Below are 13845 nucleotides of genomic sequence, written 5' to 3'. Positions count from 1 at the left end.
TTTAGTGCCTGAAGTGGCGCATGCCGGTAAACACCATGGCAATCCCGGCTTCGTCGGCGGCGGCGATCACTTCGTTGTCGCGCATCGACCCGCCCGGCTGGATCACAGCGGTGATACCGGCCTTGGCGGCGTTGTCGATGCCGTCGCGGAAGGGGAAGAAGGCGTCCGACGCCATGACCGCGCCCGGCACTGGCAGGCCAGCGTGCTCGGCCTTGATGCCGGCGATGCGCGCGGAGTTGACGCGGCTCATCTGGCCGGCGCCGACACCCACGGTCTGACGGTTCTTGGCGTAGACGATGGCGTTGGATTTGACGAACTTGGCCACTTTCCAGGCGAAGATCAGGTCGTGGATTTCCTGCTCGCTCGGCGCGCGCTGGGTGACGATCTTCAGGTCGGACGCTGCGATCATGCCGATGTCGCGGCTCTGCACCAGCAGACCACCGTTGACGCGTTTGAAGTCCCAACCCGCAGCACGCTCGGCCGGCCACTCGCCGCATTCGAGCAGGCGCACGTTGGCCTTGGCAGCGACCACCTCACGGGCGGCGGCGCTGATTTTCGGGGCGATGATCACTTCGACGAACTGACGCTCGACGATGGCCTTGGCGGTTTCGCCATCGAGCTCGCGGTTGAAGGCGATGATGCCGCCGAACGCCGATTCGGTATCGGTGGCGTAGGCCAGGTCGTAGGCCTTGCGGATGCCGCCTTCGTCTTCCGGTACCACGGCCACGCCGCAGGGGTTGGCGTGCTTGACGATGACGCAGGCCGGCTTGACGAAGCTCTTCACGCATTCCAGCGCGGCGTCGGTGTCGGCCACGTTGTTGAACGACAGTTCCTTGCCCTGCAACTGGATTGCGGTGGAAACGCTGGCTTCGCCCTTCTTCGCTTCGACATAGAACGCCGCACTCTGGTGCGGGTTCTCGCCGTAGCGCATTTCCTGCGCCTTGACGAACTGGCTGTTGAAGGTGCGCGGGAAGGCGCCGCGACCTTCGGTGGACAGGGTGTCACGCGCCTGGTCGATGGTGCCCAGGTAGTTGGCGATCATGCCGTCGTAGGCCGCGGTGTGCTCGAAGGCCTTGAGTGCCAGGTCGAAGCGCTGGGCGTAGCTCAGGCCGCCGGCCTTGAGCGAGGCGACGATGCCGGCGTAATCGCCGGTGTTGACCACGATGGCGACGTCCTTGTGGTTCTTCGCCGCGCTGCGGACCATGGTCGGGCCGCCGATGTCGATATTCTCGATGGCGTCGGCCAGGTCGCAATCAGGCTTGGCCACGGTGGCTTCGAAGGGATAGAGGTTGACCGCCACCAGGTCGATCGGCTTGATGCCGTGCTCGTCCATCACCGCACCGTCCAGCGCACGACGGCCGAGGATGCCGCCGTGAATCTTCGGGTGCAGGGTCTTGACGCGGCCGTCCATCATCTCCGGGAAGCCGGTGTAGTCGGCTACTTCCACTGCGGCTACGCCGTTGTCCTTGAGCAGCTTGTAGGTGCCGCCGGTGGAGAGAATCTCGACACCGAGGGCGGCCAGTTCGCGAGCGAATTCGAGGACACCGGTCTTGTCGGAAACGCTGATCAGCGCGCGGCGGGCGGGCAGAAGGGTGGTCTGGTCGGTCATTTCACTATCCATCAGAGCGGGGATATCAGCAAAAAAGGCGGCTCATGCGGGCCGCCCTTTTCGGGAGTTCAGGGTTACAGCAGGTCGTACTGCTTGAGCTTCTTGCGCAGCGTACCGCGGTTCAGGCCGAGCAGTTCGGAGGCCTTGGTCTGGTTACCTTTCACGTAATTCATGACGGTTTCCAGCAGTGGCGCTTCGACTTCGGTGAGCACCAGGTTGTACACGTCGGTGACGTCCGCGCCCTCGAGATGGGCGAAGTAATTGTGCAGCGCCTTCTCCACGGCGCCGCGCAGGGTCTGGCCCTCTTCGCTCGGCGTGTTCAGGTGCTGTTTAAGGCTGGTGTTGTCACTCACGGGTGCAATTCCACTCACTAGGGTCTCTGTCATCAACGTCATGCGGCCACCTCGTTTCCATCGTTGTGCCGTTCGCGGAAGAACGCGCGAACGTGGGCGCACTGTGCGTCCGTACTGTCCAGACGGTTGAATTGGGCGCGAAACTCCCTGGCGCCCGGCAGGGTTGCCAGATACCAGCCGACATGCTTGCGGGCGATACGCGTGCCCATCAATTCGCCGTAGAAGGCGTGCAGTGCGGCCAGGTGTTCTAGCAGAATGCGTTCCACTTCGAGCAGGCTCGGTGCCGGCAGGGTTTCGCCGGTACTCAGGTAGTGCTCGATTTCACGGAAGATCCACGGCCGCCCTTGGGCGGCGCGACCAATGAGCAGCGCGTCGGCGCCAGTGGCGTCGAGCACGGCCTTGGCCTTCTGTGGAGAGTCGATGTCGCCATTGGCGAACACCGGAATCGATATCGCCTGCTTGATGGCGGCGATGGTGTCGTACTCGGCTTCGCCGGTATAAAGGTCGGCGCGGGTGCGGCCGTGTACGGACAGCGCAGCAATGCCGGCATCTTCGGCGATTTTCGCCACGGTAATGCCGTTCTTGTTCTGGCGGTCCCAGCCGGTGCGAATCTTCAGCGTCACCGGCACGTCCACCGCACCGACCACGGCAGCGAGGATTTCCCGTACCAGCGGCTCGTCGCGCAGCAGGGCGGAGCCGGCGGCCTTGTTGCAGACCTTCTTGGCCGGGCAGCCCATGTTGATGTCGATGATCTGCGCGCCCAACTCGACGTTCTTGCGCGCCGCGTCGGCCATCATCTGCGGATCACCACCGGCGATCTGTACCGAGCGCGGCTCGGGATCACCAGCGTGCAGCAAGCGCAGGCTGGACTTGCGGCTATTCCACAGGCGCACATCGCTGGTGACCATCTCCGACACCACCAGGCCGGCGCCGAGACGGCGACACAGCTGGCGGAACGGGCGATCGGTTACGCCGGCCATGGGGGCCAGGATCAACCGATTGGGCAATGTGTAAGGGCCAATACGTGGGGCCGACATGGGGCGTCCCTGCTTGTTGGTGCGCAGTTGAGACAAAGGGCGATCAACACCCGCCCTCCACTGTGTCCTCAGGGGAAACGGCGGTGGGTCGGTGCTCGCGAAAGGGTGGGCATGATACCCGCTCTGGATGACCGGATAAAGGTCGTTTTGAACAAATTCTGAACAGCTATGGGCTTATCGCCAGTAGTTAGATGGAAGGCCTGCGACCACGTGTCGCGCCGTCTCCAGGCTACTCGGGCGAGTGGAAGCTCAGGCTGTAGTTCACCGCGCGGGTGCCCGGATCAAGGATGTCCAGGGAGATGTGGATGGGCGTCTGCGGTGGCATCTCGCTCTGTCCGGCCAGCTCGCCGGCCAGGTACTCGCTGGGTTTGAAGCGACGACTGGCGACCAGTTGGCCACCCAGGTCAGCGAAGCGCATCTCCAGCAGTGGGAAGGGCTGGGCGAAGGAGGCGCGGTTATAAAGGATGGCGTCGACGATCAGGGCGCCGGAGAACTCCGGGTGGCTGCGTACTACCAGGTTGCTGCTGCGAATCTGGCTGATGTCCACTTTCGATGGCAGGGTGCAGCCGATGTTCGGGCACAGTTGTTCGAACCAGGGGCGATAGCGGTCCTGGCGTGCCAGTTCATCGAAGTTGTAGGCGGCGTATTGTGCCAGCAGGCCGCCAGCCGCCAGGAGATTGAGCACTCCCCAGCCGAGCAGACGCCCCCATGACGTGCCCTGTGGCTGGCGCCAGTCGAGCTGCAAGGGTTCGTCATCCAGTTCGAACAGGCGCTCCTCGCGCAGGCCCGGCTCGTTGCGCACTGCCTTGGGCTCTTCACGCTCTGTGCGCAGATCTTCGTCCTGTTGCTCGTCATCGATATCACCCAGGCGCGGCTCAGCGGATTCGTCGAGGTCATCGGCGATGGGCTGCTTGTGGGATGTGGCGGGAGGAACGAACTCAATGGCAGCTTTCGGCTCAGGTGCAGCGGTGGGCTCCGGCTGCTCTTCGGTTGGTTGCAGCTCGAAGCTGTCGCGCTCGCGCTTGACTGGCTCGTCGCGCAGCAGGGCTTCGGCCCAGGCTTCGTCATGCGTGTCGTCGTGCTCGTCCGTTGCGCGGCTGGCGAAATTCTCGGCATAGCGCGGCGCCTGTTCCAGTGCGAGGAACTGCTGCGACAGCTGCTGTTCCTGCTCTTCCAGCCTGGCCAGTTCCTCATCGAGATCGAGGTTGTCGAGGTCGAGGTCGTCATGAATCCACAGGGTATCGTCGGCGGAATTGGACGCTGGCGACTTGGTGCGGGTGTCGGGTTGGGCCTTGACCGCAGTGCTTACCGTTTTGGCTATCGCTGGCGCAGGTGCGGCTGCACGGGGGCCGAACAGTTGCTCGGCGGCGTTGAACACGTGCAGGCAGGCACCGCAGCGTACTGCGCCATGGGCAGCAGCCAGCTGCGCCTGACTGACGCGGAAGCTGGTACGGCAATTGGGGCACTGGGTGACGTGGCTTTCGCTCATGCGCGGGTCCGGAAAATCCAAGCAGCTAGTCTAACGCAACGATTGCGCGCGGTTCAGCGCTTGACGCCGCTGATGCGCACCCAGCCGTCCTTGATGGCCGTCGGGTCGAGGTCGAAGGCGCCTGCGTAGGCGGCGCGGACTTCCTCGGCCTGCTCGGCGAGGATACCCGACAGCGCCAGGCGTCCACCGCCTTTGACCAGTGTGGTGATCTGAGGTGCCAGGGAAACCAGCGGGCCGGCGAGGATGTTGGCGACGACCACGTCGGCAGGCTGCTGCGGCAGGTCGGCAGGCAGATACACCGGGAAGCGCGCCGGATCGATACCGTTGCGCGAGGCATTGTCGCGCGAGGCCTCCAGGGCTTGCGGATCGATATCGGTACCCGCTGCCTGCTGGGCGCCGAGCAACAGTGCGGCGATGGCGAGGATGCCCGAGCCGCAACCGAAGTCGAGCACGCTGCAGTTGTCCAGGTTCTGGCCATCGAGCCATTCCAGGCACAGTGCGGTGGTCGGATGGGTGCCGGTGCCAAAGGCCAGGCCCGGATCGAGCAGCAGGTTGACCGCGTCCGGCTCCGGCGCGGCGTGCCAGCTTGGCACGATCCACAGGCGTTGGCCGAAGCGCATGGGCTGGAAGCCATCCATCCAGCTGCGCTCCCAGTCCTGATCCTCGATGCGTTCGACATGATGCTCCGGCAGCGCGCCGCCACACAGCAGCTGCAGGTGGGCGAGCAGGGCGGTTTCGTCGGTGTCGGCCTCGAACAGGGCCAGCAGGTGAGTATTCGACCACAGCGGCGTGGTGCCCAGATCCGGCTCGAAGATCGGCTGATCTTCGGCGTCCATGAAGGTTACCGATACGGCGCCGACTTCCAGCAGGGCATCCTCGTAGGTTTCTGCCTGCTCAGGAGTGATGGCGAGACGGACTTGTAACCAGGGCATGAGAAACCTCGAAAGCATGTGGAACGGTTTGGCCGCGCAGCTTACTTGAACGGATGGCCGGCCGGCCAGTTCGGCTATCGGCCGGAAACGACAAGGGCTGCCCGAGGGCAGCCCTTGTTTAGCACTTCAGTCATGACCTCGCGAGCTAGAGCGAGACAAGGCAAAAACGATCGAGGGAGCGGAGCTTACATTTGTAAGTGAGCATTCCGAGGTCGTTTTTAACGCCGTATCGCCGACGCGCAGCTGGTCATTGGGCTCAGTGCTTGTCCATACCCAGTTTCTTTTCCAGGTAATGGATGTTCACGCCGCCTTTGACGAAACCCTTGTCGCGGGTCAGGTCGCGGTGCAGCGGCACGTTGGTCTTGATGCCATCGACCACGATCTCGTCCAGGGCATTGCGCATACGGGCCATGGCCTCGTCACGGTCCTTGCCGAAGGTGATCAGCTTGCCGATCAGCGAGTCGTAGTGCGGCGGAACGCTGTAGCCGCTGTACAGGTGAGAGTCGACGCGAACACCATTGCCGCCCGGAGCATGGAAATGCTTGACCTTGCCTGGGCTGGGCATGAAGTTGTCCGGGTCTTCGGCGTTGATCCGGCACTCGACCGAGTGACCGAGGATCTTCACGTCTTCCTGCTTGATCGACAGCTTGTTGCCAGCGGCGATGCTGAGCATCTCCTTGACGATGTCGATACCCGTGACCATCTCGGTGACGGGGTGCTCCACCTGAACGCGGGTGTTCATCTCGATGAAGTAGAAACGACCGTCTTCATAGAGGAACTCGAAGGTGCCGGCGCCACGGTAGCCGATCTCGATACAGGCATCGACGCAGCGCTTGAGCACTTCGGCGCGGGCCTTCTCGTCGATCAGCGGGGCTGGAGCCTCTTCGATCACCTTCTGGTGGCGACGCTGCAGCGAGCAGTCACGGTCGTACAGGTGAATCGCGTTGCCCTGGCCGTCGGACAGTACCTGGACTTCGACGTGACGCGGGTTGCCGAGGAATTTTTCCAGATAGACCATCGGGTTGCCGAACGCAGCACCGGCTTCGGTGCGGGTCAGCTTGGCCGACTTGATCAGGTCTTCTTCCTTGTGCACCACGCGCATGCCGCGACCACCGCCGCCGCCAGCGGCCTTGATGATCACCGGGTAGCCCACTTCACGGGCGATGCGCAGAGCTTCTTCCTCGTCTTCCGGCAGCGGGCCGTCGGAACCGGGAACCACCGGGACGCCGGTTTTGATCATGGCCTCCTTGGCCGATACCTTGTCGCCCATCAGGCGGATGGTGTCGGCTTTCGGGCCAATGAAGGCAAAACCGGAGTTCTCCACCTGTTCGGCGAAGTCGGCGTTCTCGGCGAGGAAGCCGTAGCCCGGGTGGATGCCCGTGGCACCGGTCAGTTCAGCTGCGCTGATGATGGCCGGGATGTTCAGGTAAGACTGAGCGCCGGCTGCCGGACCAATGCAGACGGACTCGTCGGCCAGGCCCAGGTGCATCAGTTCGCGGTCGGCGGTGGAGTGCACGGCAACCGTCTTGATACCCAGCTCTTTGCAGGCGCGCAGGATACGCAGGGCGATTTCGCCACGGTTGGCGATAAGGACTTTTTCCAGCTTCTGCATTGCAGGCTCCCCGTGCATCAAACGATGGTGAACAGGGGTTGGTCGTACTCAACCGGCTGGCCGTTTTCCACCAGGATGGATTCGATCACACCGCTGGCTTCGGCTTCGATGTGGTTCATCATCTTCATCGCTTCGACGATGCAGAGGATGTCGCCTTTCTTCACGGTCTGACCGACTTCGACGAAGTTGCCCGAGGTCGGCGAGGCGGCGCGATAGAAGGTGCCAACCATCGGCGAACGCGCCACGGTGCCGTTCAGTTTCGGGGCGGCGGCCGGGGCGGCTTCAGCGCCCGGAGCGACTGCGGCGACAGGCGCCGCGATCGGAGCCGGTGCCGGTGCGTACATCGGCTGCGGAGCATAGGCCGGTTGTTTGCTGTGACGGCTGATGCGTACGGACTCTTCGCCCTCTTTGATCTCCAGCTCGTCGATACCGGACTCTTCCAGCAGCTCGATCAGTTTCTTGACTTTACGGATATCCATGAATGGTCAACTCCCAGAGGTGAGGTAGGACTTGTCTACCAGGCTACGCGTCAGGCGCGCCCGGTCAGTTGTTCGAGTGCCGCTTCCAGGGCCAGCCGATAACCGCTGGCGCCAAGGCCGCAGATCACCCCTACTGCAACGTCGGAAAAGTAGGAGTGATGGCGGAAAGGTTCACGCTTGTGCACGTTGGACAGGTGCACTTCGATGAATGGGATGCTCACTGCCAGCAATGCGTCACGTAATGCGACGCTTGTATGGGTAAAAGCGGCAGGATTGATCAGGATGAAGTCGACACCTTCACCCTTTGCGGCGTGAATGCGGTCGATCAGTTCGTACTCGGCATTGCTTTGCAGGTACAGCAGATGATGGCCCGCCTCGCGTGCGCGGCGTTCCAGATCCTGATTGATCTCGGCGAGGGTGGTGGCACCGTATTTGTCGGGCTCGCGGGTACCCAGCAGATTCAGATTGGGGCCGTGCAGCACCAGTAGGGTGGCCATGGTCGCGTTCCTTGTTGTTCAGGCTGCGCAGGACTATGCCGCAGCTGCGCGATGTCAGCAATAGTCGACACGATGCCTGCTGTTTACGGCAGAAATATGACTATAGCGTTGGTTTTGGTCGTTGCTAGGACATTTGCAGCGTGCGGGCGATGATCGCGTCGACAGCGTTCAACGACCTGCCAGGCGGCTGCTGGCCTGATCCAGGCGGCCAGCGAAGGTGGCGGCATCGACTTCACCTACGACACGCAGATCGAGCAGTTCGTCACCATTGCCGGCAAACAACTGGATGGCAGGCGGGCCGAACAACTTGTAACGGTCCAGCAGGGCGCGCTGGGCGGCGTTGCTTTCGGTGATATCGAAGCGGATCAGGCGCCAGTCAGCGAGCTTGCTGCCGACTTCGGCATTGCCGAATACCTCGCGCTCGATGACCTTGCAGCTGATGCACCAGTCGGCGTACCAGTCCAGCAGCAGCGGCTGACCGGTGGATTTGGCCGCGGCCAGTGCGGCGTCCAACTCGGCGGGGCTGCTCAGGGTTTGCCAGGCACCGCTCTTGGCGCTGCTCTGGCTGGCACCAGCCTGTAGCTGGCCGAGTGGCTTGAGCGGATCGCTCGCACCCTGCAGGGCGCCGACCCAGGCGGCCAGGGCATAGACCAGCAACGCCAGGCCGGCGATCTGGCCGAGCTTCTGTCGATGCGTTTTGGGGCCGAACTCCAGCGCACCGAGGAATACTGCCACGCCACCCGCCAGCAGGCCCCACAGGGCCAGACTCAGACTGCCAGGCAGCACGCGCTCGAGCAGCCAGATCGAAACGGCCAGCAGCAGCACGCCGAAGGCATTGCGTACGCTCACCATCCAGGTACCGGTTTTCGGTAGCAGCGCACCACCGCCTACGGCGAACAGCACCAGCGGCGTACCCATGCCGAGGCCGAGCGCGAGCAGCTTCAGGCCGCCGCCCAGGGCATCGCCACTGGCGCTGATATAGAGCAGGGCTCCGGCCAGTGGCGCCGAGACGCAAGGGCTGACCAGCAGGCTGGAGAGTACGCCGAGCAGGGCTGCATTCAGATGCGAGCCGCCATGGGTTTTGCCGGCCAGGCGATCCAGCGGTTCACTGATGAAACGCGGCAGGCGCAGCTCGAACAGGCCGAACATGGCCAGGGCGAAGAGGGTGAAGAAGGCGGCGAAAGGCACCAACACCCAGGCTGATTGCAGGCGCGCCTGTAGATTGAGGCCGGCGCCGAACAGCCCCATAAGTGTGCCGAGGACGGCGAAACAGATCGCCATCGGCAACACGTAGGCCAGCGACAGAGTCAGGCTGCGAAAGCCCCCCAGTTGCCCGCGCAGCACCACGCCGGACAGGATCGGCAGCATCGGCAGCACGCAGGGGGTGAAGGTCAGCGCCAGACCGCCAAGGAAGAACAACGTCAGTTCTTTCCAGTTCCAGGCTGCAGCCACGTTAGTCACGGTCGACAGGGCGCTTGCCGAGCTCGTCGCCGGCATATCACCGATCTCGATGTATTCGGTCTCGGGCGGATAGCACAGGCCCTTGTCGGCACAACCCTGGTAGCCGACCTGCAGGCGCAGCGGGCGGTTGTCCGGGTTGTCCAGTGGCACGCGGATATCCAGCACGCCGTAGTACACCTCGACATCGCCGAAAAACTCGTCGTGCTTGGCCTCTCCTGCCGGCAATTCGGCGTCGCCGAGCACCAGATCCGCTGGTTCGACGCTGAAATTGAAACGATGGCGATAGAGGTAGTAGCCCTCGGTCGCGACGAAGCGCAACGTCACTGCCTGTGCGTCGCTGCTCACCAGGCTCAGCTTGAAGGCTTCGCGCACCGGCAGGAAGTCACTGCTGTTGTTCAGCGGCGCGCCAATCGGCGAGGCGGCTGGGCGCTGGTCGAACAGATTGGCGCTGGCGGGCAGGCTCAGGCAGAGCAGAAACAGGGGAAGTAGCAGTCGACGCAGTGACATCGGGCGAATATCTCGGCGGAAGGTGGCGGCATGATACCGGAAAGCGCCCGCCCGTATCGTCGCCGCCGCGCCGGGACGTCGATTGCCGGGGATGAGCGGCACCTTGGAGGAGGCCGGCCTTGTAGAGTTCCCGCGCAGATCGCGCCTGCGCTGCCGTGTCGCAGGCGGTTAGACGCGAAACGCCTGCACGGCGCTGTGCAACTGGCCGCCAAGGTGTAGCAGGCGTTCACTCTCGCTGCGTCCGTTGGCGATCAGGCCGAGGTTGTCGTCGCCCAGTTGGTGGATGCGTTCGCCGTGTTCGCGAATCTCGCTGACTGCGTCGCTCTGCTGGGCGGTGGCCTCGGCAATGCGCTCTGCCATGCTGGCGATGGTGCGGATGGCGCTGACGATCTCGTCCAGCGCGCCATCGGCGGCCTCGGCTTTGCCGGCAGTAGCTTCGGCGTGTTCGACCTGGGCGCGCATCGCTTGTACCGACTGGTGCGCAGCCTGTTGCAGGCGGCCGATGACATCCTGGATTTCTGCAGTGGCGCTGCCGGTACGCTGCGACAATGAGCGTACTTCGTCGGCGACCACGGCAAAGCCACGGCCGGCCTCGCCGGCGCGAGCGGCCTCGATGGCGGCGTTGAGGGCGAGCAGGTTGGTCTGTTCGGCGATGCCGCGAATCACCGTGAGTACGCTGCCGATGGTGGCGGTCTCGTCGGCCAGGCGCTCGATGGCCTGGGCATTGTCCTGCACCTCGCTGACCAGCGCGTGCAGCCCCTGAAGGCTCTGGCCGATGACCTGCTGGCCCTGGACCAGGGCGCGGTCTGCGTCGCGGCTGGCGTCGGCGGTCTGGCTGGCGTCCTGGGCGACCTGGCCGATGGTCGCTTCCAGCTCGCCCAGCGCGTCGCGGATCAGAGCGGTATCGCCGGCCTGGCGTTCGGCACCGCCGTGCAGGCCGCCGCTGAGATCGGCCAGGGTACGGCTGGAGCCGGCGACATGCTCGGCATGGCCGCGGATGCTGGCGACCAGCTCCACCAGATAGCGGCGCAGGTGATTGAGCGAGTCTTCGATATCGCGCAGCTCGCGGGTGCGGGAGTGGATGCTGATCGGCGTTGCGAAATCACCTTTGGCCCACTGTGACAGCGCCGGTACCAGGCGCTCGAGCACCTGCGAGAGGCGCCGCTGGATGCGATCGATGAGCAGGGCGATGAGCAGGATCAGGCCGATCATCAGGCCCTGAATCAGTCGTACCTCGCCCTGAATGCGTGCGTATTCGCCTTTTACCAGGGGCTCCAGCGCAGCCAGTGCCTGTTGCACCTGGGTCACTCGTTCGGTGGTGGTCAAGGCCAGTTGCTGGCGTTGCTCGACCAGCTCGCGAGTGCGTTGCAGTTCACTGGGGTAGCGACGCACCAGGGAGCCAAGTTCGCGTTTCAGCTCGATGCCGCGATCCTCCGCCTGTTGCTCCTGTTGTGTGTCATCCAGCCCGAGCAGCGCGGCGAAGCCGACGCTGGCAGAGCTGTCGGCCTGCTGCACGCCGAGTAGCGGCAATTTATCCAGTGCCTCTGCCTGCTGGGCAAGTGCCTTGAGTTCGCGTTCGACATCGCCGAGCAGTTCGCTACGACCCTGACTGGTGAAACGTTCGCGGGCGTGGGCCAGCTTGAGCAGGCGCGAACCGGCTTCCTGCAGCGGTTTGCGATACTCACCGGCGGCAGGGCTGCTGGCATCTGCGACGTACTGGGTCAGTTGTTCCAGCGCAGCGAGCATCTCGCGTTCGGCTTGCAACAGCAGGCCTTGCGGATCACCGGCCAGTTTGCCGGCCGCCAGCAGTTGATTGGCGCTGAAGTCGCGCAGTTGCTCAAGGCTTGGGCGCAGCTCGGTGGTCAATTGTTGCGGCAGTTGTTCGAGGGAGTCGTCGAAGGCGTCGATGGCCTGGGTCGCGCTGCTGTGTTGCACGGCGTTGCCACTGGCCAGGTAGGCCTGAATGTTGTCGGCCACCTCGCGCTGGAACTGCTGGGACAGCGTCAGGTAGCGCTCCATCAGTTGCACCGGTTGCTGCAACGCGCGCTGCGACCACCAGAGCGTCGCCGCCAGCGCAACGCAAACGGTGACCAGCAGCAGGGTGTTTAGGTTGGTGAGCAGCTTGAGGCGCATGGCGGGCTCGATCGACGACTGAACGATGCCCGCGAGCTTATTGCGGTTTGGTTACAGGCTGATGACGCTGTGAGCTGTGTCACGTTCTACGGCGAGTCACTCGCTGCTGTACAGCTCCACCCGGTTACGACCACCGTGCTTGGCCTTGTACAGCGCTTCGTCTGCGCGCTTGGACAGTGTGTTGCCATCCAGGCCCGGTTGCAGCATGGCGATACCACAGCTGAAGGTGCAGGACAGGTCCTGCGGCTGGGCCGGGTAGTGGATTTCGGCGAAGCGCTGGCGAATCTCTTCCAGCACCTTGAGCGCCGATTGCTCGTCGGTATCGGGCAGCACCACGGCGAATTCCTCGCCGCCGTAACGACCGATATGGTCGGTCTTGCGCAGGCGCTGCTTGAGGAACAGCGCCAGGCTCTTGATCACCCGGTCGCCCATGGGGTGACCATAGGTGTCGTTGACCTTCTTGAAGTGGTCGATGTCGAGCATGGCGAAGGCCAGTGGCTGCTCTTCGCGGCGTGCGCGAAAGCAGGCGTCATCGAGCAGCTGCAGGGTATGGGTGTGGTTGTACAGGCCGGTCAGGCTGTCACGCACCATGCGCGCCTTGAGGTTGCGCGCACGTGCTGCGCGGTTGCGCACGGTGGCGATCAGGTGGCGTGGCTTGATCGGTTTGGTGAGGAAGTCGTCGCCGCCCTCGCTCATGGCGTCGAGCTGCTTGTCCAGGTCGTCCTCGGCCGACAGGTAGATGATCGGCACGCTGACGTAGCGGTCATTGTGGCGGATCACCTTGGCCAGTTCGGTGCCGTTGCACTCGGGCATGTACATGTCGAGGATGATCAGGTCCGGCTGGAATTCGGCCAGCGCGTCCATCGCCTGGATCGGCTCGGTGAGGGTGTGGGTGAGGATGCCGGCACTGTTGAGTACGCGCTCGGTGTGGGTCGCCTGGGCCTTGGAATCGTCGACGATCAGCACCTTGTACGGGTCGTACTGCGAGACGTGGGTCAGTACCTCGATGCGTTCGAGCAGGCTCGATGCATCCAGTGAGCCGGTGAAGAACTCCTGGCCGCCGGCGCGTACGGCAGCCAGGCGCGTCGGGGTGTCGGTATCGCAGTGGCTGAAGAACAGCAGCGGAATTTTCTGCTCCAGACCTTCTTGCACCGAGTCGGCAAGTTCCAGGCCTGCCCCGGCGAAGTCGACGTCCATGACAATGGCGGCCGGGTGGCGCTCGCTGATGGCGGCGCGGAAGGCGAACTCATCGCCCAGGGCCTGCGCCGCCAGGCCGAAGAAATCCAGTTGCTGGGCCAGACGCTCGGCGCGCTGGGCATCCTGCAGGGCTAGATAAACCGGTTTGCGCAGGGGGGGCAGGAAGGTCTGTTCGAAGGCATCACTATGACGCAGGCCGGTTCTCGACAAGCGCTGCATGGCCTGATTGAGGCGGGCGATCAGCGTGCTGTTGAGGCGACCGCGATTTTCGACTACGTCATCCAGGCTGACGCCAATGCTTTGCGCCAGTTGCGCGTGCTCGGTCTGTTCGAAACGCTCGGCGTAACGCAGCAGTCGCAGGTTGGCTTCGGTCAGCTCAGCCATGCCGGCATCGTTCCATTCGCTGCGTTGCAGGCGCTGCCAGACTTCCAGCACCTGGCGTGCCTGGTGAATGACGCGCTGGGCGAAATGGTGCTTGAGGCGATCTCGACTGGGATCCGGGTGCTCGGTCATGGGCCGACTTCTATAAGTGGTTAAGT

11 protein-coding genes are annotated in these 13845 nt (G+C 63.7%); all 11 read right to left on the bottom strand.

The features are described from left to right. Position 1: 1 nt before the first annotated feature. Positions 2-1609, bottom strand: a complete 1608-nt coding sequence (purH, locus tag INS93_RS02085) for a bifunctional phosphoribosylaminoimidazolecarboxamide formyltransferase/IMP cyclohydrolase (protein ID WP_192980115.1) — start codon at positions 1607-1609, stop codon at positions 2-4. Between the two features lie 74 nt (positions 1610-1683). Next, positions 1684-2004, bottom strand: coding sequence for a DNA-binding transcriptional regulator Fis (gene fis / locus INS93_RS02080; protein ID WP_026088753.1), 321 nt, complete (start codon positions 2002-2004; stop codon positions 1684-1686). Further along, complete coding sequence (gene dusB, locus INS93_RS02075) at positions 2001-2999, bottom strand: tRNA dihydrouridine synthase DusB (protein ID WP_160019299.1); 999 nt, start codon at positions 2997-2999, stop codon at positions 2001-2003. The genes fis and dusB overlap by 4 nt, the downstream gene beginning before the upstream one ends. 229 nt (positions 3000-3228) lie before the next feature. After that, on the bottom strand, positions 3229-4488 hold the full coding sequence (locus INS93_RS02070) for a DUF3426 domain-containing protein (RefSeq protein ID WP_192980114.1): 1260 nt from the start codon (positions 4486-4488) through the stop codon (positions 3229-3231). 53 nt (positions 4489-4541) lie between these two features. Beyond that, positions 4542-5420, bottom strand: a complete 879-nt coding sequence (prmA, locus tag INS93_RS02065; RefSeq protein WP_192980113.1) for a 50S ribosomal protein L11 methyltransferase — start codon at positions 5418-5420, stop codon at positions 4542-4544. 256 nt (positions 5421-5676) lie between these two features. Continuing rightward, a complete protein-coding gene (accC, locus tag INS93_RS02060) occupies positions 5677-7032 on the bottom strand; it encodes an acetyl-CoA carboxylase biotin carboxylase subunit (protein ID WP_192980112.1) in 1356 nt (451 codons plus the stop codon). A gap of 17 nt (positions 7033-7049) precedes the next feature. Then, complete coding sequence (accB, locus tag INS93_RS02055) at positions 7050-7511, bottom strand: acetyl-CoA carboxylase biotin carboxyl carrier protein (RefSeq protein ID WP_192980111.1); 462 nt, start codon at positions 7509-7511, stop codon at positions 7050-7052. A gap of 50 nt (positions 7512-7561) precedes the next feature. Then, a complete protein-coding gene (gene aroQ, locus INS93_RS02050; protein ID WP_104727239.1) occupies positions 7562-8008 on the bottom strand; it encodes a type II 3-dehydroquinate dehydratase in 447 nt (148 codons plus the stop codon). A 168-nt stretch (positions 8009-8176) separates the two neighbouring features. Continuing rightward, entirely contained in the window at positions 8177-9976 is a 1800-nt protein-coding gene (locus tag INS93_RS02045) for a protein-disulfide reductase DsbD (protein WP_192980110.1), read from the bottom strand. A 168-nt stretch (positions 9977-10144) separates the two neighbouring features. Next, positions 10145-11188 carry a methyl-accepting chemotaxis protein gene (locus INS93_RS24970; RefSeq protein WP_420707270.1) on the bottom strand — a complete coding sequence of 348 codons (1044 nt, stop codon included), beginning with the start codon at positions 11186-11188 and terminating at the stop codon, positions 10145-10147. Between the two features lie 1017 nt (positions 11189-12205). Next, positions 12206-13819 carry a response regulator gene (locus INS93_RS02035; protein ID WP_192980108.1) on the bottom strand — a complete coding sequence of 538 codons (1614 nt, stop codon included), beginning with the start codon at positions 13817-13819 and terminating at the stop codon, positions 12206-12208. Between the last annotated feature and the right edge of the window lie 26 nt (positions 13820-13845).

The organism is Pseudomonas sp. EggHat1 (assembly GCF_014892995.1).
Lineage (GTDB): Bacteria > Pseudomonadota > Gammaproteobacteria > Pseudomonadales > Pseudomonadaceae > Aquipseudomonas > Aquipseudomonas chaetocerotis.
This window is presented reverse-complemented; position numbering and strand designations above follow the sequence as displayed.